The sequence below is a fragment of the Bacillus cereus group sp. N6 genome, from assembly GCF_016483705.1.
GTDB classification, from domain to species: domain Bacteria; phylum Bacillota; class Bacilli; order Bacillales; family Bacillaceae_G; genus Bacillus_A; species Bacillus_A wiedmannii.
The window spans coordinates 67,537-89,681 of the sequence record NZ_JAEHBI010000003.1 but is presented as its reverse complement, the minus strand read 5'-3'; the positions used below and the strand labels follow the sequence as shown (position 1 = coordinate 89,681).

The window sequence follows — 22,145 nt, the reverse complement described above, 5'->3', positions numbered from 1 at the left end:
CTCCCTGTTCTATTTCCTATTCTTTCCTCATACATTTTACCACATTGAAAGGAGCGTGATAGAAATGAAAGTTTATATTTTACCAAATCGCGTCACTTTAGTCGGAAAAGCATGGCAAATTCGTCATAAGCTAAAACAATATGGAAAAGAGTATACAACTGTACAAGAGTGGATTACAGCAAATAAAAAGTAAACGTTTGTCAACCTCTTTTCCCTTGCGTACAATAAAGGTAAGGAGGTTGACCTATGAAAAAACGTCAATTAGGAAACTCAGATTTGTTTGTGACAGAAATGGGACTTGGCTGTATGTCTCTCGGTACATCTGAAACAGAAGCTATGCGTATTATCGATGAAGCAATCGATTTAGGAATCAATTTTTTTGATACAGCGGATTTATATGATTATGGATTAAACGAAGAATTTGTTGGAAAAGCCTTAAAAGGGAAACGAGACCAAATTGTTCTTACAACAAAAGTTGGAAATCGATGGACAGAAGAAAAAAACGGGTGGTCTTGGGATCCTTCTAAAAATTACATAAAGGCTGAAGTGAAAGAAAGTTTACGTAGACTTCAAACTGATTATATTGATCTTTATCAACTTCACGGCGGGACGATTGAAGATCCAATAGATGAAACAATTGAAGCCTTTGAAGAATTAAAAAAAGAAGGTATTATTCGTCATTACGGTATTTCTTCTATACGTCCAAATGTTATCCGTGAATATGCTAAACGTTCCAATATCGTTAGTGTGCTAATGGAATATAGCCTTTTAAATCGTCGCCCTGAAGAATGGTTCCCACTTCTAAGTGAACATCAAATTAGCATTATTGCTCGTGGGCCACTTGCAAAAGGAATTTTAACTGATAATAATGCAAGAAAGATAGAAAGAGTAAAAGAAAAGAATTATCTTTCTTATTCTTACGATGAATTATATGCGACACTTGCGAATGTAAAAGAAATAATCGGAGAAAGCTCTTTAACAGGAACAGTTATTCAATATTGCTTACATAACGAAACTGTTGCAGCTGTTATACCTGGTGCAAGCTCTATCCAACAATTGAAAGAAAATGCCCAGGCTAGTAAACAAACACAGTTAACAACAGCTCAATATATACAACTTCAGCAAATTGCTAAATGTGATACTTACGCTTTACATCGTTAAAAAGACGCTACCATACTGGTAGCGTCTTTTTATAGCGTATCATATTTATCCGGATTCGTTCCTACATGTAAATTACGATTTAACGTATTAATTTGAGTCATCTCTTCTTCCGTTAATGAAAAATCAAAGATAGAAAAATTCTCCTTAATGCGAGATGGTGTAACAGATTTAGGAATCGTCACTACCCCGCTCTGAATATCCCATCTTAATATAACTTGCGCAGGTGTTTTTTCATATTTCGTAGCAATGGCCTGAATAATCGGGTTCTCGAATACTTCCCCGCCTCTCATTAATGGGCTCCATGCTTCCATTTGAATTTGCTCACCTTGACAGAAATTACGCAATTCAAATTGCGCTAACATCGGATGAAGTTCCACTTGGTTGACCATCGGCTTCACTTTACAATTTGGTAATAACAGTTCTAAATGATGTTTATGAAAATTTGAAACACCAATCGCGCGCACTTTACCTTCTTCATACAGTTTTTCTAGCGCTCGGTACGTATCGACATACTTCCCTCTTATTGGCCAATGTATTAAATATAAATCTACATAGTCCATTTGTAATTTCTTTAAGCTTTTTTCAAACGCCTCAAGTGTTTCCTCGTATCCTTGATCGTCGTTCCAAACTTTTGTTGTAATAAATATGTCTTCTCTCGGAATCCCTGATTCACGAACCGCTTCTCCGACACCGCTTTCATTTTCATATACAGTTGCTGTATCAATCGAACGATATCCAACTTCTAACGCTGTTTTTACTGCTTGTTTTACTTCATCGCCTTCTTTCGCTTTATAAACGCCTAGACCAATCATCGGCATTTTTACGCCATTATGAAGTGTAGTTGTTGGAATGTGCACAGTCGTCTCCCTTTCATTCTTACATTTTTTATAAGCCACCACTTTATTTCAACAAGATTCAACCAAAAAGTCAAAACATATGTACAGTTTACATAATAATTTTATACACTAAAACGCAAACTCAATTATTCATATTTCCTTCTCTCCATTCTTTCGCTTTTTCATCAACACTACGCACAAACTCATTTTTCCCTTCCGTATATAACGTGCCATCATATGTATATTTTTCGGCTAATTCTTTCTTTAAGGTTGCATATGCCTCTGCTTCTTCACAATGAGCCATCATATAATCACGAAACGCTAAATGCCTTACTATCTCAGGATTTCCTTTTTCAAAAACGTGTAAGTGATACGAGCGTTTTTCCTCAGTTCCATGAATAAAATAACGACGTCTTGAAATACCATTTTCCCCTTTTACGATATAACCAAGCTCTTCAAAACGTTCATTCCAATAATCTACTCTGTCGATACACTCTACTTCCATAATCATATCTATAATTGGTTTAGCTGCCAGTCCTGGCACTGATGTACTTCCAATATGATGGACTTTCACCATTTCTGGCATCGCCGATTTTAATCGTTCGGCCTCTATTTGAAATTTTTCATTCCAATGATTTTCATGCGGAACGACTACAATTTTTCTCATTAAAACTCCCCTTTTCTTACAAGCTCGTCAAAAAAATGATCAGCGGTATGCACTGATCATTTTTTATATTATTTAAAGTCTTTCCAAGTAAGGCTACTTTCACTTAACAGTTCTTCAAATGATTTATTTTTTTCACGTTCTTTTTGTTCTCGGCGCTTTCTTTCCAGTTCAGCTGCCTCTTTTTCTTCTTCTCTCACTTGCAATTCTTTCTTCTTATTCTTTAATTGCTGCATGAGTGAATCATTTAATTGATCGCCTAATGTAAGCGACTCTTTCTCTGGTCTATTCACTTGCGATTGTCTTTGCATTTGTCTTTGTTTCTTTTTCTTCATGCTACTCACCTTTTACTTTTTTCTCCATTATAGTAGATACACAATGAACTCGACAATAAAAAAGGTTCGTTACTCTATTATTCACTTTTTGTAAATATGTTAATTTTTCGAAAAAACTAAATTTTTATATAGATATAATCCTATGAATCTATTAAAATTATGTCGTATGATGTCAGATTATAAAAAAGGAGAATTAAATTATGTGGAAAAAAATCATTCCTGCTGTTGCCGTTTTAAGCACCATTACTTTTTCAAGCGTATTTGCCGCTCCCCCATCCCAGACTCCAGCTGAACAAAACCGCTACGTAGACGTACAAATGCTTGGTATTAATGATTTCCATGGACAACTAGATACTGTTAAAAAAATTAATAACAAAGAAGCTGGTGGCGCTGAGTACTTAGCTACTTATTTAAAAGAACGTAAAAAACAAAACCCTAATACACTTCTCGTACATGCTGGCGATATTGTCGGAGCTAGTCCACCAGTTTCAGCGTTGTTACAAGATGAACCAACAATTGAATTTTTAAATGACTTAAAATTCGATGTTGGTACAATCGGAAACCATGAATTTGATGAAGGTATCGATGAAATGAAACGCCTCATTTACGGTGGATATCATGAGAAAACAGGTAATTTCAAAGGTGCTAACTTCCCTTATGTCGCTGCTAACTTCTATAACAAATCAACTGGTCGCTTATTTTTACCACCATTTACTGTAAAAATGGTAGATGGTGTTCCTGTAGGATTCATTGGCGTTGTTACAACCGATACGCCAAATGTCGTGATGCCTACTATGCTTAAAAATGTACAGATCACTGACGAAGTAGAAGCAATTAATAAATCAACGCAACAATTAAAGCGTCTCGGTGTTAAATCCATCGTCGTCCTTGCCCATGTCGGCGGAACAACTGATGAGTCTGGCGTGACAAATGGAGACCTTACTCGAATTGCAAATGAAACAGACTCAGAAGTTGATGTTATTTTCGGTGGACATAGTCACACGTATGTAAATGGTACTGTAAATAATAAACTAATCGTCCAAGCGAACTCTTATGGAACAGCTTTCTCAGACGTAGATGTAACAATTGATCGTAAAACAAAAGATATTGTAAAGAAAAAAGCTGAAGTGATTACAACATATCATGAAGGTGTGGAACCTGATAAACAAGTAAAACAAAAAATAGATCAATATAAAGAAACAATCGCACCACTTGTAAATGAAGTTGTAGGAAAATCTACAGCACCTATCGACCGTAAACAAAATGATGCTGGTGAATCTACTCTTGGGAATGTAATTGCCGACGCACAGCGTCAAACGATGCAAGCTCAAATCGCACTTATGAATCCTGGTGGCATTCGTAATGACTTAGATGCTGGCGATATTACTTGGGGCGAATTATATGGCATTCAGCCTTTTGGAAACCAATTGATTAAAGTAGATTTAACAGGTCAAGATATTCGCGACATTTTAAATCAACAATGGCAAAAAGGAACAACAAGAATGCTTCAAATTTCAGGTATTCAATATACGTGGGATGCAAATAAACCAAGCGGTGAAAAGGTTACGAATATACGCTTAACAAATGGCGAAGAGTTATCTCCATCTAAAACGTATAGCGTAGTTGCGAATGCTTTCTTAGCTTCTGGCGGTGACGGATTCGTATCATTTAAAAATGGGAAGAATTCAGAAACTGGTCCAAACGACTTTGAAGCGCTAGTCGATTATGTAAAACAATTAAAAGAACCAATTCAGCCAGTTATTGATGGAAGAATTCAAAAGATAAATTAAGTATTTCCCTCATATGCGACCCAGATTTTTATTGTAAAGGATACGCACTTATACTTAATCCACAACATTAGTAAAACCTAAAAAGGATACTCGTTCTTACAATGAACATAGTATCCTTTTCTTTAGTTATCAAAATGTGATGTTTTGTTAAAATCATATTGTTGTAAAAATTGTTGTAACGCCTCTTCTACAAGTTTAGATTTTTGAATTCCTTTCGCTTCTGATATAACGTCTAGTTTTGCTAATATTTCTTTATTAATAGAAAAGGTACGTTTCTTTTTCTCTGTACTTATACTCATAATGGGCACAATTACTTCTTCTCTCTTTCTTAATAACTCATAAATACTTTGTAATTGCTCATAAATTAATAATTGATAATCCGTTTTCGCATATTGAAGGGCTGTCGCTTCTTGGAGTTGTAAGTGACGCGGTTCTTCTCCATCTCCTACAAAAATACGTTTCTTCTGTTCTCCATCATATTCGTATCCAATCAGTCTTAATTTCTTTGATAATGTATATGGGCTTATTTCAAGACGTTTTGCTATAATAGCGATGGATTCACGTCTATTTAAGCAATCTATAATTTCTCCAATCGTCACAATTTCCCTCCTCCCGTGTTGAAATGACACTAGTATGGTATGTTACAATGATTTTCTAACAGTATATGCAAAACGAATAGCCTGTGCGATTCATACGATTTCAGAAAAGGAGGATTTCCATATGCTTTTTCGTAGCTATACCCCACAGTTTTATAATGAAAATAAACAACTCATTCCTAATAGTATTGCTACGATGGAAAGCGTTATGATCCATAATCGAAAACAAACTCTCCTTATGCGCGGGCAAAACATAGAGCAGCCAATTTTATTATGCTGTCATGGCGGACCTGGCATGGCACAAATTGGATTTATTCGTCATTTTCAAAAAGAATTGGAGAAACACTTCATCGTTATTAATTGGGATCAGCGCGGGGCAGGTAAATCCTTTTCAATGAAAGATTTCGGAGCAAATTTTAAAATCGATCAATTCGTTTCCGATGCAAAAGAAGTGATTCAATATGTACTTAAAAAGTTCAATAAACAGAAACTATTTCTCGCTGGTCATTCTTGGGGAAGCATTATTGGGCTTAACATAGCACATCAATATCCACAGTATATCGAGGCTTACATCGGTATTGGGCAGATTGTACATATGAAACAAAACGAAGAATTGCTATATCAGCATTTAATTCGTTCTGCAAAAAAACATGATCATAAAAAAGCATTAGCGTCCCTTTTGAAATTAGGCAAACCACCATTTTTAGATACAAGACGCCTTATTATTCAAAGAAAGTGGCTTGGCACATTCGGCGGAGCAATCCAAAACGGATCTTCCTTTTCTTTCATACGAAAAGGCTTCTTTTCCCCTGAATATACGCTATTAGATTGGTTCAAGTTTCTCGCAGGAAATTTAAAATCTGGCGTTTTATGGGAAGAAATGTTGACAATCGATTTCTTTTCTTCTATTTCAAGCTTATCTATTCCGGTTTATTTTTGTTCTGGTCGCTATGATTATCGAACTCCTTATGCTCTCGTTCAGGAATATTGTGATGTGATAGAAGCCCCCATAAAAAAAATGATTTGGTTCCCAAATTCAGCACATTCTCCTGATTTAGAAGAACCAGAATTATTCGCCAATTCTTTACAATCAATTAAACAAGAGCTAGCTTTTCAACATTAGTAACAAAAGGCTCTTTTACATTTCATAGAAAACAATTTATAATAATATGTCGCAACTATGTATAAATCTAGCAAAGTGCTTCATATTTACTTGCCTTAACACAATAAAATTTTAGGGAGATTACATTTATTATGAATGCTGTACTCGTCGCAGTAGCAGTTATGCTATTGCTTAGTTTGTTACGTGTCCAGGTCATTGTCGCCATCATTGTTGGAGCTTTAACAGGCGGAATTATCGGTGGACTCGGTATTTCAGAAACTATTAACACTTTTACAACTGGCCTTGGAAACAGTGCTCCAATCGCTTTAAGTTATGCAATGCTTGGCGGTTTCGCTATTTCCCTTTCCAAAACAGGACTTCCAGATGCCATGATTCAAACTGCACTAAAATGGATTGGCAATGAACAAGACACGAAAAAACAAGTTTATTCTAAAATACTTATTTTATTCATCATTTTAACGATGGCTTGTTTCTCACAAAATGTGATTCCTGTTCATATCGCTTTCATCCCTATCTTAATTCCAGCACTTTTAAAAATATTAAATGAGCTGAAAGTGGATCGCCGACTTGTTACATGTATTATTACATTCGGATTGATTACTCCTTATATGTGGATTCCAGCAGGGTTCGGAAAAATTTATCATGACGTATTGCAAACAAATGCTGCGCAAAGTGGTCTTACATTTGATGTCGCACTTATTCCAAAAGCAATGACTATTCCAGCAATCGGTATGATTATTGGATTATGTGTAGCGGTATTCATTACGTACCGGAAACCTCGTACGTATGAAACAGAACAAGTTCATACTACCGCAAATGAAATCGTTCCCTATACAAAACGTAGCATTATTTTCGGATTGTTATCTATCATAGCCACATTAACTGTTCAATTAGCAACGGAATCAATGATTTTCGGTGCTTTAGCGGGGATTATCGTCTTATCAGTAAGTGGTAGTCTACCTCTTAAAGAAGCAGATGCGATATTAACAAGCGGAATGCGCATGATGTCCTTTATCGGTTTTGTTATGATCGCTGCCGCTGGATTTGGCGCTGTTCTTCGAAAAACAGGACATGTTGAATCTCTTGTGCAAACGAGTGCACATATAATTGGAAATAACAAACCACTCGCTGCATTTCTTATGCTTGTGATTGGACTTCTCGTTACGATGGGAATTGGTTCATCCTTTTCAACCATCCCTATTTTAACAACAATTTTTGTGCCTCTTTGCATGCAGCTTGGATTTAGTCCAATGGCCACAATTGCAATTATCGGTACAGCTGGAGCGCTAGGCGATGCGGGATCTCCAGCATCAGATAGTACACTTGGGCCAACATCCGGTTTAAATGCTGATGGTCAACACCATCATATATGGGATACATGTGTACCAACTTTTCTGCATTATAATATACCGTTACTTATATTCGGCTTTATTGCCGCAATTACATTATAAAAGGTGCGTTTTATACGCACCTTTTACTTTTTTATTTTTTCTTTTAATTGTTGTAAAGCTATTTTCCCATTTTCTTCGGCGCAACTTTCAATTTTCATGAGTGACGGGCCTATCCATTCACTGTCTATGCTCCCGTTCGGTCCAATAATTTTCAACTTATCCGGTATACGGATATTGAAATTTTTCGCTGCTTGAATTAACTCAAAAGTAACCTTTTCACTTGAAGTTACAATTCCATCTATATACGGGTAAGTTTGCAAGAATGTAATAAACTGTTTATTCGTATATCCTTGTACACATACTTCTCGATAAGAGATTCCTTCCTCCCAAACAGTATCTAAAAACCCTGATATGTGCTCTTCCATTTCTTCACTATCTTCTCTCTCACCGAAATAAGCAAGGAAGTGACAGCCTTTTTCTTTTAATAAAGAAACCGCCCTTTGTCCACTTTCATAATAATTTGCATGGGATTTTTTTTCGTCGATCACAACAAACGGAAGTGGAATTTCTCCTATACTTTTAAAAACGGATCTTGTTAAAATAACCCCTGCAACGTTATTTTCCTTCAACATATGTATGTATCTATCTTTATTCTCTATATTACAAACAATGATTTGATATCCTTCTTTATATGCTATTTCCTCAATACAATGTAGCAAAGTGATGTTTGATGAGTCATATAGATTATCTACAAGTAATGCAATTATCGTTGAATTTTCTTTAAATAATGGCTTTGCTGCATTATTTGGCCTATAACGTAATTCCTCAATTGCTTCCTTTACTTGTTCTACTGTGTCCTCATGAACGTATCCTTTTTCATTAATAACTCGTGAAACGGTTGCGACTGAAACACCTGCCAATTTTGCAACATCACGTATAGTTGCCACATCGTCACCCCTTAATATGGTAATAGATTACAATTTTACGGTAACCTAAATTACAATATTCGTCAAGGTTAATAACTTATATTTCTGAAAATTGTTACATCATTTTATTAAACGATACTCCAACTGTATTTCATGTAAAATTGGGATGTTATCATATCCGATACGCGGAATTTCTTTCTTTATTTTTCGTGCCTCTTCCACTGCATTCACATATAAATTAGTCATCATAAAATTACGTTTTTGGTAAAAACGTAACGCATTCATATTATCATTTGTTGTTATGAGCCAAACCCGCCCGCACCGTTCTTCTTCTGCAAAGTGTAATACACAATCTACAAGTTTCGTCCCTATTCCTTTTCTTTCTTCAAAGCTATCTAACGATACAATTTCACAAATATTTCCGGTCACTTCATACGTTATAATTCCGATTATTCTGTCATACAAGAGCGCAACAAATCCTGGCAACTCTTCTAACTGATGCCCCTTACCACGTGAAACCATCAATGAACTCCCCCAGTTCTCACACATGAACATTCGGATTGTTTCTTTCATCGCTGGCGTAATTTTTTGTATATACACCATTTCCTATTTCTCCCCTTTTCTATCATTGTGATACAATGTAAGTGTATCACATGTAACGGTATTTGGAGGATGAGGTAAAGTATGAAACGTTTTTTTGCAGCATTGTTTACTATACTAGGTGCGATAACTGCCCTTGGGATTTTCTTTACAAATAAAGTGATGTACTTAAAGAAAAAAACAGAGGAAGAAGTACTCGAAAGAGAAACGAAAAAACATTTTCGTTTAGAGGATTTTGATGCTCTTCATAAAGAAGAAATTCATATTCCTTCGCAATTCGGATATGATCTTCACGGATATTACATTCCTGCTGGTCATTCCAATAAGTTTATGATTTTTTGTCACGGCGTAACTGTAAATAAAATGAACTCTGTAAAATATGCAAGGTTATTTTTAAACAGAGGGTATAATGTCGTTATTTATGATCATCGTCGTCATGGTAAAACTGGCGGAAAAACAACAAGCTATGGATACTATGAAAAACATGATTTAAAATCTGTAGTTGACTGGCTAAAAAGTCGCTTTGGAACAAATATAACACTCGGTATTCATGGTGAATCTATGGGAGCTGCAACACTTCTTCAATACGCAGGACTTGTAGAAGATGGTGCTGATTTCTATATTGCAGATTGTCCTTTTTCTGATTTCTACGGGCAATTACAACACCGTTTAAAGGTTGAATTCCATTTACCTAAATGGCCTTTATTACCTTTAGCAAATGCTTTTTTAAAAGTACGTGACGGTTATACGATTCGCGAAGTTTCACCAATCGATTGTATAAAAAATATTAATAATCCCGTCCTCTTTATTCATAGTAAAGATGATGATTATATTTTAGCTGATATGACGAAATCACTATATGAAGCAAAAGAAAACAATAAACAACTTTATATTGCAGAACGCGGTGCACACGCTTGCTCTTATAACGAAAATAAAGAAGAGTATGAAGCAGCCGTTGATCAATTTTTAAACTCATATGTAAAAGAAACAAAAAACAGGCTTGCATAAGCCTGTTTTTTTATTGCGCTAAAACGTCTGTAACTTGTTCCATATTTACAGAAATCCATTGCATTGCATCATCTAACGTTGGAAATTCTGTCGTTTGAAATGTTACTTCATCTTGAAGTAACCAAACATCCTTTGCCTCTTGCCCTACACCTGCAATGGACCAATGTAACAAACTATATGGATGATTATCATTCAAAAATGATGCCCACGTGCGCTCATTTGCAATGTTTCGTAATGTATGTAATTGTTTATCCATCTCTCGTCACCTTACTCTAGTCAGTTATAAAAAACATTATAACACTCTCTTCTCTCCCAAAGAAAGTGCTCATTTTATATTGTCAAGTACTTCTCTTAATTATATGATGAAATTAAGCGTTTGGGAAGGAGGGATAGCGTTGGCGAAAGTACAAATTAAAGTAAATGATAATGGCTCTTTTCGCGTTACAGGGGACGTGGAATTAGTCGATTCACAAGGGAATGTATTCCCAGCAAAACCGGCATTTTCTTTATGCCGTTGTGGTTTATCAAAAAATATGCCTTATTGCGATGCTTCGCATAAAGGGAAATTCGAGTCTGTCGTTAGAGCACCAGAGGCAGAATAATTTTACATGTGACATGCACATTTTTTTGTGCATGTTTTTTCTTTTCATTAACTCTCGTCCCCCTTTTCCTTACAACATTCCTCGTACTTTTGTCCTCATTCCAACTTACATATATTTTCACACAATTCTTCACATTCGAATATTTTTTTCTAGCCTTTTATTTTTTTTGTGCTATAATTTGAGCAAACAACATCCTTCGGGGTCGGGTGAAATTCCCAACCGGCGGTGATGAAGTGCAAACTTCTAAGTCCGTGACCCGTTTTCAACTCGAAAACGGTGGATCTAGTGAAACTCTAGGGCCGACAGTATAGTCTGGATGGGAGAAGGATATGTTTTCTAGTAATTTTATATAGCGAATACACTTTTATTTCAGTATGCATATTTTTAAAGTTTCGTTTTGAATCTTTATATATGTTTTATTTTGTATACTTATGTTTCTATACTGAAATAAAAAGATACGACTAGCGTTTGAAAAATTCGATATTTTTGCTAGGTTTTTTCCTTATGCAAAAATACCAATCATCGTTAGGTTTCTTTCCTGTACTTTCGTATTCGAACTATATTTCTAGAAATCACGTCTCCCAAACCCCAAGGATATAAAATCCTTGGGGTTTTTTGATTTTTTCAGGAGAGGTGAAGGGAATGACAGATCAAGAATATATGAGGATTGCCCTACAGTTAGCAGAAGGGACATCTGGACAAACAAGTCCAAACCCTATGGTTGGTGCTGTTGTTGTAAAAGAAGGAAACATCGTCGGTATTGGCGCTCATTTACGTGCTGGTGAAGAACACGCAGAAGTTCACGCGCTTCATATGGCTGGTGAAAAAGCAAAAGGAGCTACCGTTTATGTAACACTTGAACCGTGTAGCCATTTTGGAAAAACACCACCTTGCTGTGAATTGCTCATCAAAAAAGGAGTCAAACGGGTTGTAATTGCTACTCTTGATTGCAATCCTCTCGTTTCTGGTACTGGAAAAAGGAGATTAGAAGAAGCTGGCATCGAAGTAGCTACCGGTGTTCTTGAAACAGAAGCCACCTTATTAAATCGTTTCTTTTTTCACTACATGAAAACGAAGCGTCCATTTGTAACAATAAAAACAGCGATGAGCTTAGATGGAAAAACAGCAACTGTCACGGGGGAAAGTAAGTGGATTACAGGTGAAGAAGCACGAGCTGATGTTCACCAATATCGTCATACACATGATGCGATTCTCGTTGGAGTGAATACAGTTATAGCTGATAATCCGCATTTAACGACAAGAATTCCTAACGGGGGTAAAAATCCTATTCGTGTTATTTTAGATACCCATTTACGAACGCCACCATCTTCTCATGTCATAACAGATGGTTTAGCACCGACATGGATTATTGTCGGTAAGGATGTAAATAAAGAGAAAATAGCTTCTTATGAATCTGAAAATATAGCTATATTCCAAATGAAAACAAAACATATAGAAATCAAGGACCTCCTTTTCTTTCTTGGAGAGAAGCAAATTCTTTCTCTATTCGTTGAAGGTGGTCAAACAGTTCACGCAAGCTTCTTACAAACAAAGCATTTCAATGAAATTATAACTTATATAAGCCCGATATTAATTGGTGGGAATGATGCCCCTACTTTATTTGGTGGAAATGGTTTCGCAGCATTGCAAGATGCACTTTCCTTGGAAATTCAAGAGATGAAACAAATTGGTGATGATATAAAAATCGTTGCGAATGCCCGAAGTGAGGTGACGGAATGTTTACAGGAATTGTAGAAGAATTAGGAACGATTGCAAACATGCAACAAAGCGGAGAAGCGATGAAGTTAACGATCCATGCGAATAAAATTTTATCAGATGTTCACTTAGGTGATAGTATCGCGGTTAACGGTATTTGCTTAACTGTAACGAGTTTCACAACAGCTTCATTCACAGTGGACGCAATGCCTGAAACGATGCAATCAACATCACTTCGCATGCTTACACAACACTCTAAAGTAAATTTAGAGCGGGCGATAGCTGCAAACGGACGATTCGGTGGGCATTTCGTTTCAGGACATATTGATGGCATCGGAACGATATTAAACAAAAAACAGCACTATAATGCCGTCTATTACAAAATAGCTATTGCTGATGAATTGCTGCGCTATTGTTTGCATAAAGGTTCCGTTGCTGTTGATGGAACGAGTTTAACAATATTTGATATAGACGAATCTTCCATCACAATCTCACTCATCCCGCACACAGTAAGTGAATCTGTTATCGGAGCAAAGAATACCGGTGACATCGTAAACATTGAGTGTGACATGATCGGTAAATATATCGAACGCTTTATTTCTAAACCTGTAAAACGAACAGGTTCAATGAGCGAAAGCTTTTTACAAGAAAACGGATTTCTATAAGGGGGAAGCATTATGTTTCATCGTATTGAAGAAGCTCTAGAAGATTTAAAACAAGGAAAAGTCGTTATCGTATGCGATGATGAAAACCGTGAAAATGAAGGCGACTTTATCGCTTTAGCAGAGTATATTACGCCAGAAACGATTAACTTTATGATTACACATGGGCGTGGTCTCGTTTGTGTACCGATTACGGAAGAATACGCAGAACGTCTACAATTAGAACCAATGGTAGCTCATAATACAGATTCGCATCATACTGCATTTACAGTGAGTATTGATCATGTTTCTACAACAACAGGGATTAGCGCTCACGAACGGGCAACTACGATACAAGAATTATTAAACCCTGCATCAAAAGGTGCTGATTTCAATCGTCCTGGACATATCTTTCCATTAATCGCGAAAGAAGGCGGTGTCCTACGCCGAGCTGGTCATACAGAAGCTGCTGTCGATTTAGCCAGACTTTGCGGAGCAGAACCAGCTGGAGTCATTTGCGAGATTATTAATGAGGACGGTACGATGGCACGCGTACCTGATTTACTACAGTGTGCAAAACAATTTGATATAAAAATGATTACAATAGAAGATTTAATTGCTTACCGCCACCATGAAACACTAGTGACGCGAGAAGTGGAAATTACATTACCTACAGATTTCGGTACTTTCCATGCAATTGGCTATTCTAACTCATTAGATACGAAAGAACATATCGCACTCGTAAAAGGTGATATTTCAACAGGAGAGCCTGTACTTGTACGCGTTCATTCAGAGTGCTTAACAGGAGATGTATTTGGCTCGTGCCGCTGTGATTGCGGACCACAACTCCATGCTGCACTTGCTCAAATTGAGCGTGAAGGAAAAGGCGTTCTTCTCTATATGAGACAAGAAGGACGAGGCATTGGCCTTCTTAATAAGCTTCGCGCTTATAAGTTACAAGAAGAAGGATTCGATACTGTAGAAGCAAACGAAAAACTTGGGTTCCCAGCTGATTTGCGTGATTACGGTATTGGCGCTCAAATTTTAAAAGATTTAGGTTTACAACATTTACGATTATTAACGAATAATCCACGAAAAATTGCTGGCTTACAAGGTTACGATTTAGAAGTAATCGAGCGTGTACCATTGCAAATGCCAACAAAAGAAGAGAATAAAACGTATTTACAAACGAAAGTAAACAAATTAGGACATTTACTAAACTTATAATTAAGGGAGAGGTTTATTATGGTATTCGAAGGTCATTTAGTTGGTACAGGATTAAAAGTTGGGGTTGTTGTTGGACGTTTTAATGAATTTATTACAAGTAAGTTACTCGGCGGAGCTTTAGATGGATTAAAGCGTCACGGTGTAGAAGAAACTGATATCGATGTTGCTTGGGTTCCTGGCGCATTCGAAATTCCTTTAATCGCTAAAAAGATGGCTAATAGCGGAAAGTATGATGCTGTAATTACGTTAGGTACTGTAATTCGTGGTGCTACAACACATTACGATTACGTTTGTAATGAAGTAGCAAAAGGAGTTGCATCTTTATCACTACAAACAGACATCCCAGTTATTTTCGGTGTATTAACGACTGAAACGATCGAGCAAGCGATTGAACGCGCGGGCACGAAAGCAGGTAATAAAGGCTATGAATCCGCCGTTGCTGCGATTGAAATGGCTCATTTATCAAAACAATGGGCATAAAAAAATAAAAAAGAGGCTGCGGCCTCTTTTTTATTTTTTTACTTTTTTCCGTACATCTTTTATTAATTCATCCATTGTTTTTCCTTCTGTTTGTATACGAAGCGTTTGTGCTGTTCTCCATACATTCTCTCTTTTCTTCGCCTCTTCTATAATAGTAATTTCTTTTCGCACTTCCTTTAAATCTTTCCCTTCTGTTTTCAATCCAAAATGTTCAGCTTTCGTTCGAAAATGTTGTTCAATTCGTTGTTGCATTTCTTTTTGTTCAGGATTTTCGGCAGCCTTAACTGGATCAGCACTTATTGCTTTTAGTAAAATTAGACAAGTCATAATCGCTAATATATATTTGTGCATGTAAAATCCTCCAACCCAATATAAATTACATATTTACTATGTACAATTGGGGCTTGGAAAATTCGTCCACCAAAATTCTTTTTTTCGCTCAAAAACCAATAGTATCAAGCTTTCACAACTATTTATTACATTTTATTTACAAAAAAAAGCAAACTCTTTTACAAGTTTGCTTTTTATCTATCTTATAATGCACATTCTTCAATCTCAAACCCTAAATCTTCAATCATACCCCAGTCTGCAGTCGGTTCTTGTCCAGCTGTCGTTAAGTAATCTCCAACAAAAATAGAATTTGCTGCAAATAAACCGATTGGCTGCACAGAGCGTAAATTGATTTCACGTCCTCCTGAAATACGAATTTCTTTCGTTGGGTTTACAAAACGCATCATCGCCAGTACTTTTAAACATTCTATCGGCGTTAATTCTTTTTGTCCTTCAAGCGGCGTACCCTTTACAGCAACAAGGAAATTACATGGAATTGAATCTGCATCTATACGTTGTAATTCAAATGCAATTTCAGCACGTTCTTCTATTGTCTCCCCCATTCCAAAAATTGCCCCAGAGCATGGTGAAATGCCTGCTTGTTTCGCTTTTTGAACTGTATCAACACGATCGTCATACGTATGAGTGGCGCAAATACTTTCGTAATTATTTGCATGTGTATTTAAGTTGTGGTTATAACGATGTACACCCGCTTCTGCTAAACGTCCTGCTTGATCTTCGTTTAAGAAGCCTAAACAACAACAAATCTTCAAATCTGTCGTTTCACGAATCTCCTTAACTGCTCCAATTACGTGATTCACCTCTTTATCCGTCGGGCGACGACCAGATGCTACAATACAATATGTACCCGCTTTACGGCGAATTGCTTCGTGTGCTCCTTCTACAATCTTTTCCTGCGTTAGCCATGCATATTTATCAATCGGCGCCTCTGAAATAATAGACTGTGAACAATATCCGCAATCTTCAGGACATAATCCAGATTTCGTATTAATAATCATATTCAATTTTACTTTCTTACCAAAGTGATGATGGCGAATGATGTAAGCTGCATTCATAATTTCTAACACTTCTGTATCATCAGCTTCTAATATTGCAATTGCATCCTCTTTCGTAATCATTTTCTCTTCTACTACGTCATGTGCAAGTTTTTTCCAATCCCTTTTTGTTTGTACTTGTTTCATTTCATCTCTTCCTCTCTTTTGTTATATGCATAAATAAAGCATGATACGTCGCCATTATCCCTTCATTTCCCGTGAAGTCTCTTTCGTATATGCGAAGCATCGCACGAAAGAGTGAGGGACTTTGACAATATGATTCTTCATTACTATTGGTCGCTCCTACTTTTCGAATAGAGTGTAGAAACTCCCTAACTTCTGTAAATCTCTCTATGTAACATGTTTCAGAAACATGCACATCCCCTGTTTCTATTTCACACATATGGCGCAACTGATTTTTCGAATAAAAAAGTTGCCCAATCGATGTTTCATTTTGTATATTTTTTTCTTCTTTCGCCCGCTGGAACGAAGCATGCAATTCTTGAAATGTTTCCTGTCCAAACGTTGAAAAGAGTAATATCCCATCTATAGACAAATGATGAAATAAATTTCTTATCACTTGTTTTAAATCATTTAGCCATTGAAATGTGGCATTTGAAATAATGACATCATATGTTTCTTCTAGTCGTAATCTTTCGATATCCTCACAGTAAAACGTTACATTTTTCACATTTTGTCTAGTTTTCGCAACTGCAATCATACTTTCAGCAAAATCAATGGCTGTAATATGTGCTTTCGGAAATAAGTTTGATAATTGCTCTGTAACATATCCTGTTCCGCATCCAAGTTCTAAAATACGTATCGATGAATTTGCACTATATCGCCGATTCAATGTAGAAAGTAATGAATGTGCCATCTTTTTTTGTACATTTGCATATTGATCGTAGGATACAGCTGCCGCGTTAAACCGTTTTTGAAGTAACGTTTTGTTGATCATGTCGTATCCCCTCTACAAATTGAATTATCTCATTTCCGCAATATTCAAAATTCGTTACGCATAATGCGTGTCCAGCCTCACTTACTACCTTGAGCGTGGCAGTCTCATTCTCAGCCATACTACGCGCTGCAGACAATGGACAAATTACATCCTGCTCTCCGTGAATAAGTAGTATAGGGACTTTAATTTCTTTCAGTTCTTCTCTCATATCTGCTTCTATTAAATACTCCAAACCTAATTGCAAAGACTGAATAGAATCACCTTTAAAGCGTTTTATCATATCTTCAAACCTTTTATTCTCTTTCAGCTCATCTTTTGTAAACATATTTTCATAAAACCGCTTGAGCGTATCTTCTTTCTTTCTCGCTACATTCTTTTTCAGCCGTTCTACATGCAGAGTATTCCATCCACTCGTATAATCACTCGTATTTGTAAATTTGGCAGTACCACCAATTAGTACGATACCTTTTGCCTTAACCTTTTTATGAGCTTGAACTGCTGCTAACGCTCCTAGTGACCATCCAACTAAAATTACATTTTCATCTTTTGCTACATCTATTATTCGCCCCGCAAATTCACTTTGTTCTTTCACATTACGCCAATTGATACATTGAACAGAATATCCTTTAAAATACGGCAGAACTAAAGTCCAAACACCTTCTTCCATTCCCCATCCAGGAATAAAAATAACCTTTAGCTCTTTCATACGAAAAACCCCTCTTCTTTACCAATGCGTATAATATGCTGAATAGCCCATTTTAAATCAGCTATTGTATGTTGGGACGTAACTGCAAAACGGACCCGTGAACTATTAACTGGAACCGTTGGTGGACGAATTGCAATTGCTGCAATACCTACCTCTTGCAGCCTTCTACTAAACCGTAAAGCTGCTTCATTTGAACCGACTACAATCGGTACAATATGAGTTGAGCTATTCCCAATATCAAAACCAGCTTCTTGCAAATGTGTCCTAAAATATGCTCCATTCTCTATAAGCCTCTCTCTTCTTTCATTATCTTCTTTCACAATTTCAATTGCTTTTTGCACTGCTCCTAACGTTCCTGGTGGTAAAGCTGTTGTAAAAATAAAGCTTCTCATCATATTTTGTAAATACTCTATATACATTGCATCACCTGTCAAATACGCGCCATAACACCCTAGAGCTTTGCTAAACGTCCCCATATGTATATCAATTTTTTGAGCAATATCTTTTTCTATATGAGACAACCCTGCTCCATCAATTCCATATATTCCACTCGCATGTGCTTCATCGACTATAATGATTGCCCCGTATTTCTCTTTCAGCTCCACTAACTCTCTCAAATACGCAGTATCACCATCCATACTAAAAACAGTATCCGTTATGATTAATTTCTTCTTTTTGGGCGGCGCTGCTTGCAACAGCTTCTCTAAATGATCTAAATCATTATGACGATACCTTTTATGCTCTGCTCCGCTTAATATAATCCCATCAACGATGCTTGCGTGATTTAATTTGTCACTAAACACAATATCGTGACGACAGGCTAATGAAGAAATCACTCCAACATTTGCGGTATATCCACTATTTACAACTAAGGCTTTTTCAGTGCCTTTCCATTCGCATATACTTCTCTCAACCTCTTCATACAGTGAATAATTTCCTACAACGAGCCTTGATGCTGTCGCTCCAGTTCCATATTTTCTTGTGCATGCAATAGCAGCTTCTTTTAACCTCTCATCTCCAGCTAACCCTAAATAATTATTTGACGCTAAATTTAGCATCCTTTTTTCATCTCGAATAAGCCATGTCTCTTCTGCTTGTTCTGTTACATGCAAATTGCGATACTGTCCTTGTTCATTTAATTGTTGCAATTTAGATTGAAGATGTGTGCGCCACGTTTGATTCATTTCGGATGAACTCCTCTAATTTTGAAATCATTATATACTCTTTTGCAGATTCCAAGACTTCTTCTTTTGTAAACGCACCTTCAAAGAATGGTAATAAACCTAAAACCGGTACCCCACTTAGCTCTTCAATCATTTCTTTATTTTCTTGTACTCTTTCCATTTCACATTCTTTGCAGCCGGATAAAATTACACCTGCTACTGTTAAGCCCTGTGCCTTTGCATAAGCAATTGTTAAAACTGTATGATTTACTGTTCCTAATGTAGGGCGTGCGACTATAATAAGAGGAAGCTGTAATTCCTTTGCGAAATCAATTACTAAAGCGTCTTCTGTATATGGAACAGCCAGTCCACCTGCCCCTTCTACAAATAGGCTATTAAACTCTTTCAATCGTTCATTATAATGATCCATAATGTCTTTTAAATGTACTACTCTTCCAGCTCTTTTCATGGCAAGTCTCGGAGCAAGAGGTTCTTCAATAGAATAAGGGCAAATTTCATCTTCTTTTGTTGGTACACCCGATAATGCTTTTAACCTTGCTGCATCTCCCTCTGGATTTGATGCAACATGTCCACTTTGCAACGGTTTATATACCCCGATGTTATATCCCAATTCTCTAAATACACCTACTAATGCACCCGCAACTACAGTTTTCCCCACTTCAGTATCCGTTGCTGTAACAAAAAAACCGCCCATTATTCTCCCTCCGTAACATCCGAGATTGCTTTATACAAAATACGTAACATATCATCAATCTCATCAATTGTAGAAGCAAGAGGAGGCATAAATACAATCGTATTACCGAGTGGTCGCAAAATCATGCCCAGCTCTCTTGAACGTTTACATACTTGAACACCGACTCTCTCTGTCCATTCAAACGCTTCTTTCGTTACTTTATTCTTCACAAGTTCAATTCCAACCATTAACCCGCACTGACGAATATCCCCTACATGTTTATACGCAAAGAGCGATTCTAATTGCGTCGCTACATATTCTGTCTTACTTGCCACTTCTTCTATTAAATTTGTTTTCTCGTATAGCTCTAGATTCGCAATGGCTACCGCACACCCTAACGGATTCCCTGTATAACTATGACCGTGGAAAAATGTTTTTTGTTCTTCATAGTCTCCTAAAAAGGCATTATAAATTTCATCTGTCGTTACGGTGATTGCAACTGGTAAATATCCACCTGTTAAACCTTTTCCGGCTGTTAAAATGTCCGGCGTTACATTTTCATGTTCACATGCAAACATTTTCCCGGTACGCCCAAATCCAGTCGCTACCTCATCTGTAATAAATAAAACATTATATTTTGTACATAAATTACGGAGCCCTCTTAAGTATCCTTTTGGCATTGTAATCATACCGCCAGCACCTTGCATTAAAGGCTCTACAATAATCGCCGCAATTTCTTCATGCTTTTCTTTCAGCAGCTCTTCCATTTCTTCTAAATGTTTTTTCACAATTTCCTCCTTATTATTTCCATAAGGAGAACGATATGTATATGGATACGGCATTTTAATTGCCTCAAATAAAAGTGAACTATACACTTGGTGAAACAAGTCTATCGCTCCTACTGAAACAGCTCCAATTGTATCACCGTGATACGCTTCTTTTAATGTAACAAATCTTTGTTTCTTCGGTTTTCCTTTATGCTGCCAATATTGAAAGGCCATCTTAATTGCAATTTCAACGGCGCTAGAACCGGAGTCTGAATAGAATACTTTCTTCAAACCTTCTGGCACAACTTCAATTATTTTTTCTGCTAATAAAATAGATGGAACGTTAGCAAGTCCTAACATAGTAGAATGGGCAATTTTATTTAATTGCTCACGAATTGCTTCATCTAATTCTGGTACTTGATGTCCGTGAACATTTAACCAAATAGATGAAACACCATCCCAATATTCATTTCCATTTACATCGTATAGCTTTCTTCCCTCTCCACGTTCAATAATGACAGGGTCTTCTTCTAAATAATCTTTCATTTGTGTAAACGGATGCCATACATAAGCTTTATTTTTCTCCGATAATTCTTCATATGTATAAGACGATTTTTCAGTCGTATTACTATTAACAGTCACAATTGTCACCCCTAATGTTAACTAATTTATAAATAAAGTTAACATTAAATTTAAATGACTGTCAATTATTTTTAAATCAAATAGTTCTTAAAAAAGAACAACTTATCATACGATAAGTTGTTCTACTTTCCGTGTTGTACCTTTCCGATTTCTAAAATAATCTCTTCATCTTTTTTTCCTTCTGTATCAATTCCAAGTTGTTTTGCATGTTCAATTAATAAATCATGGCGCTTCTCAAATCTTGCGGTATTTACTTCTTTCGTAACCTCTTCTTTTGTTTTCCCTTCAGTAGAAACTCCTAGTTTCTCAGCTGCTTTTTCCATCGACTTCTTCTCTTCCGTTTCTTCCGCTTTCTTCACTTCTAACTGCTGTATTTGCTTTTGTTTCGCCTGCTCTGATTCAGCTGCAAAAGCTGTGTAAATTCCAGCACTTCCGCCAATGACTAGTAAGGTGGTAAAAAGAATTATTTTTTTCTTCACTCTTTCCTCCCCTTTCAAATTCATTATAACGTACAAATTTAGAACATTAAAAACATTTAACCTTTATTTCCCTAAAAAAATATTGAACATTTTTATTGACATATAAGATGAAAATGTGATAAAAATTTAACTAGCATCATATGAATCGGCATTGATAGGATTTAGTAGTATTTCGATTTCTGATTTCAGAGAGCTGGTGGTCGGTGCGAACCAGTACAGAGCGAATTATGAATTACCCCCTGGAGCTTCTTTTGC

At 36.5% G+C, this 22,145-nt stretch carries 26 protein-coding genes, 1 riboswitch and 1 other annotated feature (1 of these 28 running past the window's edge); of the genes, 11 read left to right on the top strand and 15 right to left on the bottom strand.

All coding sequences use genetic code 11. From position 1 onward, the window contains the following. Window positions 1-64: 64 nt before the first annotated feature. Both mciZ and lolS read left to right on the top strand, forming a co-directional pair. On the top strand, window positions 65-193 hold the full coding sequence (gene mciZ / locus JDS99_RS03625; protein ID WP_000870295.1) for a Z-ring formation inhibitor MciZ: 129 nt from the start codon (window positions 65-67) through the stop codon (window positions 191-193). Between the two features lie 53 nt (window positions 194-246). Continuing rightward, window positions 247-1,161 carry an aldo/keto reductase gene (gene lolS / locus JDS99_RS03620; protein WP_098857173.1) on the top strand — a complete coding sequence of 305 codons (915 nt, stop codon included), beginning with the start codon at window positions 247-249 and terminating at the stop codon, window positions 1,159-1,161. A 29-nt stretch (window positions 1,162-1,190) separates the two neighbouring features. Here the strand turns inward: lolS and JDS99_RS03615 are convergent, their stop codons facing one another. From JDS99_RS03615 to JDS99_RS03605, 3 genes are all read right to left on the bottom strand, one after another. Further along, window positions 1,191-2,018 carry an aldo/keto reductase gene (locus JDS99_RS03615; protein ID WP_048546278.1) on the bottom strand — a complete coding sequence of 276 codons (828 nt, stop codon included), beginning with the start codon at window positions 2,016-2,018 and terminating at the stop codon, window positions 1,191-1,193. A 121-nt stretch (window positions 2,019-2,139) separates the two neighbouring features. Continuing rightward, window positions 2,140-2,664: a GrpB family protein gene (locus tag JDS99_RS03610; protein ID WP_199694586.1), complete on the bottom strand. Its 525-nt coding sequence runs from the start codon at window positions 2,662-2,664 to the stop codon at window positions 2,140-2,142. Window positions 2,665-2,732: 68 nt separating this feature from the next. After that, the gene (locus JDS99_RS03605) at window positions 2,733-2,996 is read right to left on the bottom strand and encodes a YqkE family protein (RefSeq protein WP_000727564.1); all 264 of its coding nucleotides are present in this window, start codon (window positions 2,994-2,996) and stop codon (window positions 2,733-2,735) included. A gap of 200 nt (window positions 2,997-3,196) precedes the next feature. Here JDS99_RS03605 and JDS99_RS03600 point away from each other — a divergent pair, with 200 nt between their 5' ends. Then, complete coding sequence (locus JDS99_RS03600; RefSeq protein WP_088064354.1) at window positions 3,197-4,786, top strand: bifunctional metallophosphatase/5'-nucleotidase; 1,590 nt, start codon at window positions 3,197-3,199, stop codon at window positions 4,784-4,786. A gap of 122 nt (window positions 4,787-4,908) precedes the next feature. On the opposite strand, the gene JDS99_RS03595 is transcribed toward JDS99_RS03600, so the two are convergent. Further along, window positions 4,909-5,385: a ribbon-helix-helix domain-containing protein gene (locus tag JDS99_RS03595; RefSeq protein WP_000151916.1), complete on the bottom strand. Its 477-nt coding sequence runs from the start codon at window positions 5,383-5,385 to the stop codon at window positions 4,909-4,911. A 121-nt stretch (window positions 5,386-5,506) separates the two neighbouring features. Here JDS99_RS03595 and JDS99_RS03590 point away from each other — a divergent pair, with 121 nt between their 5' ends. Both JDS99_RS03590 and JDS99_RS03585 read left to right on the top strand, forming a co-directional pair. Continuing rightward, the gene (locus JDS99_RS03590; protein ID WP_199694585.1) at window positions 5,507-6,505 is read left to right on the top strand and encodes an alpha/beta fold hydrolase; all 999 of its coding nucleotides are present in this window, start codon (window positions 5,507-5,509) and stop codon (window positions 6,503-6,505) included. 131 nt (window positions 6,506-6,636) lie between these two features. Continuing rightward, window positions 6,637-7,956 (top strand): Na+/H+ antiporter family protein, encoded by a 1,320-nt coding sequence (locus JDS99_RS03585; protein WP_098857171.1) that lies wholly within the window; start codon window positions 6,637-6,639, stop codon window positions 7,954-7,956. Between the two features lie 23 nt (window positions 7,957-7,979). On the opposite strand, the gene JDS99_RS03580 is transcribed toward JDS99_RS03585, so the two are convergent. Together JDS99_RS03580 and JDS99_RS03575 are read right to left on the bottom strand one after the other, a co-directional pair. Continuing rightward, the gene (locus tag JDS99_RS03580; protein ID WP_098857170.1) at window positions 7,980-8,843 is read right to left on the bottom strand and encodes a LacI family DNA-binding transcriptional regulator; all 864 of its coding nucleotides are present in this window, start codon (window positions 8,841-8,843) and stop codon (window positions 7,980-7,982) included. Between the two features lie 99 nt (window positions 8,844-8,942). Then, on the bottom strand, window positions 8,943-9,425 hold the full coding sequence (locus JDS99_RS03575) for a GNAT family N-acetyltransferase (RefSeq protein WP_098857169.1): 483 nt from the start codon (window positions 9,423-9,425) through the stop codon (window positions 8,943-8,945). Between the two features lie 81 nt (window positions 9,426-9,506). Here JDS99_RS03575 and JDS99_RS03570 point away from each other — a divergent pair, with 81 nt between their 5' ends. Beyond that, a complete protein-coding gene (locus tag JDS99_RS03570; protein WP_000819238.1) occupies window positions 9,507-10,430 on the top strand; it encodes an alpha/beta hydrolase in 924 nt (307 codons plus the stop codon). 10 nt (window positions 10,431-10,440) lie between these two features. On the opposite strand, the gene JDS99_RS03565 is transcribed toward JDS99_RS03570, so the two are convergent. Further along, window positions 10,441-10,686 carry a DUF2552 family protein gene (locus JDS99_RS03565; RefSeq protein WP_000360794.1) on the bottom strand — a complete coding sequence of 82 codons (246 nt, stop codon included), beginning with the start codon at window positions 10,684-10,686 and terminating at the stop codon, window positions 10,441-10,443. A 139-nt stretch (window positions 10,687-10,825) separates the two neighbouring features. On the opposite strand from JDS99_RS03565, the gene JDS99_RS03560 reads away from it, so the two are divergent. The 5 genes from JDS99_RS03560 to ribH all read left to right on the top strand — a co-directional run bounded on the left by JDS99_RS03560 (window position 10,826) and on the right by ribH (window position 15,096). Further along, window positions 10,826-11,032 (top strand): CDGSH iron-sulfur domain-containing protein, encoded by a 207-nt coding sequence (locus JDS99_RS03560; RefSeq protein ID WP_001151582.1) that lies wholly within the window; start codon window positions 10,826-10,828, stop codon window positions 11,030-11,032. Window positions 11,033-11,220: 188 nt separating this feature from the next. Further along, window positions 11,221-11,364, top strand: a riboswitch (FMN riboswitch). 310 nt (window positions 11,365-11,674) lie between these two features. Next, complete coding sequence (gene ribD, locus JDS99_RS03555) at window positions 11,675-12,787, top strand: bifunctional diaminohydroxyphosphoribosylaminopyrimidine deaminase/5-amino-6-(5-phosphoribosylamino)uracil reductase RibD (protein ID WP_098857166.1); 1,113 nt, start codon at window positions 11,675-11,677, stop codon at window positions 12,785-12,787. Beyond that, window positions 12,769-13,413, top strand: coding sequence for a riboflavin synthase (gene ribE / locus JDS99_RS03550; protein ID WP_098857165.1), 645 nt, complete (start codon window positions 12,769-12,771; stop codon window positions 13,411-13,413). The genes ribD and ribE overlap by 19 nt, the downstream gene beginning before the upstream one ends. Window positions 13,414-13,425: 12 nt before the next feature. After that, on the top strand, window positions 13,426-14,616 hold the full coding sequence (ribBA, locus tag JDS99_RS03545; RefSeq protein ID WP_199694584.1) for a bifunctional 3,4-dihydroxy-2-butanone 4-phosphate synthase/GTP cyclohydrolase II: 1,191 nt from the start codon (window positions 13,426-13,428) through the stop codon (window positions 14,614-14,616). A gap of 18 nt (window positions 14,617-14,634) precedes the next feature. Beyond that, window positions 14,635-15,096 (top strand): 6,7-dimethyl-8-ribityllumazine synthase, encoded by a 462-nt coding sequence (gene ribH / locus JDS99_RS03540; protein WP_000230900.1) that lies wholly within the window; start codon window positions 14,635-14,637, stop codon window positions 15,094-15,096. A 30-nt stretch (window positions 15,097-15,126) separates the two neighbouring features. Here ribH and JDS99_RS03535 read toward each other — a convergent pair whose 3' ends face one another. The 8 genes from JDS99_RS03535 to JDS99_RS03500 form a co-directional block, all read right to left on the bottom strand. Beyond that, window positions 15,127-15,447 carry a hypothetical protein gene (locus tag JDS99_RS03535; RefSeq protein WP_000549778.1) on the bottom strand — a complete coding sequence of 107 codons (321 nt, stop codon included), beginning with the start codon at window positions 15,445-15,447 and terminating at the stop codon, window positions 15,127-15,129. 182 nt (window positions 15,448-15,629) lie between these two features. Then, complete coding sequence (gene bioB, locus JDS99_RS03530) at window positions 15,630-16,628, bottom strand: biotin synthase (protein WP_199694582.1); 999 nt, start codon at window positions 16,626-16,628, stop codon at window positions 15,630-15,632. 1 nt (window position 16,629) lies between these two features. Continuing rightward, window positions 16,630-17,439, bottom strand: a complete 810-nt coding sequence (bioC, locus tag JDS99_RS03525) for a malonyl-ACP O-methyltransferase BioC (protein ID WP_199694580.1) — start codon at window positions 17,437-17,439, stop codon at window positions 16,630-16,632. Beyond that, window positions 17,405-18,145 (bottom strand): alpha/beta fold hydrolase, encoded by a 741-nt coding sequence (locus tag JDS99_RS03520; protein WP_098857163.1) that lies wholly within the window; start codon window positions 18,143-18,145, stop codon window positions 17,405-17,407. The genes bioC and JDS99_RS03520 overlap by 35 nt, the downstream gene beginning before the upstream one ends. Next, the gene (gene bioF, locus JDS99_RS03515; RefSeq protein WP_199694578.1) at window positions 18,142-19,329 is read right to left on the bottom strand and encodes an 8-amino-7-oxononanoate synthase; all 1,188 of its coding nucleotides are present in this window, start codon (window positions 19,327-19,329) and stop codon (window positions 18,142-18,144) included. Before bioF ends, JDS99_RS03520 begins: the two co-directional genes overlap by 4 nt. Continuing rightward, on the bottom strand, window positions 19,295-20,023 hold the full coding sequence (gene bioD / locus JDS99_RS03510) for a dethiobiotin synthase (protein ID WP_199694576.1): 729 nt from the start codon (window positions 20,021-20,023) through the stop codon (window positions 19,295-19,297). Before bioD ends, bioF begins: the two co-directional genes overlap by 35 nt. Next, window positions 20,023-21,411, bottom strand: coding sequence for an adenosylmethionine--8-amino-7-oxononanoate transaminase (gene bioA / locus JDS99_RS03505; protein ID WP_088064365.1), 1,389 nt, complete (start codon window positions 21,409-21,411; stop codon window positions 20,023-20,025). Before bioA ends, bioD begins: the two co-directional genes overlap by 1 nt. A 122-nt stretch (window positions 21,412-21,533) precedes the next feature. Further along, complete coding sequence (locus JDS99_RS03500) at window positions 21,534-21,890, bottom strand: hypothetical protein (protein WP_199694575.1); 357 nt, start codon at window positions 21,888-21,890, stop codon at window positions 21,534-21,536. A gap of 142 nt (window positions 21,891-22,032) precedes the next feature. Continuing rightward, window positions 22,033-22,145: a binding site (T-box leader), on the top strand (it continues 108 nt past the right edge of the window).

Bases quoted from the DNA above. Each gene is read 5' to 3' on its own strand.
- ribH (WP_000230900.1), top strand. From the start codon at position 14,635: ATGGTATTCGAAGGTCATTTAGTTGGTACAGGATTAAAAGTTGGGGTT.
- bioF (WP_199694578.1), bottom strand. From the start codon at position 19,329: ATGAATCAAACGTGGCGCACACATCTTCAATCTAAATTGCAACAATTA.
- JDS99_RS03605 (WP_000727564.1), bottom strand. From the start codon at position 2,996: ATGAAGAAAAAGAAACAAAGACAAATGCAAAGACAATCGCAAGTGAAT.
- JDS99_RS03585 (WP_098857171.1), top strand. From the start codon at position 6,637: ATGAATGCTGTACTCGTCGCAGTAGCAGTTATGCTATTGCTTAGTTTG.
- JDS99_RS03565 (WP_000360794.1), bottom strand. From the start codon at position 10,686: ATGGATAAACAATTACATACATTACGAAACATTGCAAATGAGCGCACG.
- bioB (WP_199694582.1), bottom strand. From the start codon at position 16,628: ATGAAACAAGTACAAACAAAAAGGGATTGGAAAAAACTTGCACATGAC.
- JDS99_RS03590 (WP_199694585.1), top strand. From the start codon at position 5,507: ATGCTTTTTCGTAGCTATACCCCACAGTTTTATAATGAAAATAAACAA.
- JDS99_RS03575 (WP_098857169.1), bottom strand. From the start codon at position 9,425: ATGGTGTATATACAAAAAATTACGCCAGCGATGAAAGAAACAATCCGA.
- ribD (WP_098857166.1), top strand. From the start codon at position 11,675: ATGACAGATCAAGAATATATGAGGATTGCCCTACAGTTAGCAGAAGGG.
- bioD (WP_199694576.1), bottom strand. From the start codon at position 20,023: ATGGGCGGTTTTTTTGTTACAGCAACGGATACTGAAGTGGGGAAAACT.
- ribE (WP_098857165.1), top strand. From the start codon at position 12,769: ATGTTTACAGGAATTGTAGAAGAATTAGGAACGATTGCAAACATGCAA.
- JDS99_RS03600 (WP_088064354.1), top strand. From the start codon at position 3,197: ATGTGGAAAAAAATCATTCCTGCTGTTGCCGTTTTAAGCACCATTACT.
- lolS (WP_098857173.1), top strand. From the start codon at position 247: ATGAAAAAACGTCAATTAGGAAACTCAGATTTGTTTGTGACAGAAATG.
- mciZ (WP_000870295.1), top strand. From the start codon at position 65: ATGAAAGTTTATATTTTACCAAATCGCGTCACTTTAGTCGGAAAAGCA.
- JDS99_RS03520 (WP_098857163.1), bottom strand. From the start codon at position 18,145: ATGAAAGAGCTAAAGGTTATTTTTATTCCTGGATGGGGAATGGAAGAA.
- bioC (WP_199694580.1), bottom strand. From the start codon at position 17,439: ATGATCAACAAAACGTTACTTCAAAAACGGTTTAACGCGGCAGCTGTA.
- JDS99_RS03535 (WP_000549778.1), bottom strand. From the start codon at position 15,447: ATGCACAAATATATATTAGCGATTATGACTTGTCTAATTTTACTAAAA.
- ribBA (WP_199694584.1), top strand. From the start codon at position 13,426: ATGTTTCATCGTATTGAAGAAGCTCTAGAAGATTTAAAACAAGGAAAA.
- JDS99_RS03570 (WP_000819238.1), top strand. From the start codon at position 9,507: ATGAAACGTTTTTTTGCAGCATTGTTTACTATACTAGGTGCGATAACT.
- JDS99_RS03610 (WP_199694586.1), bottom strand. From the start codon at position 2,664: ATGAGAAAAATTGTAGTCGTTCCGCATGAAAATCATTGGAATGAAAAA.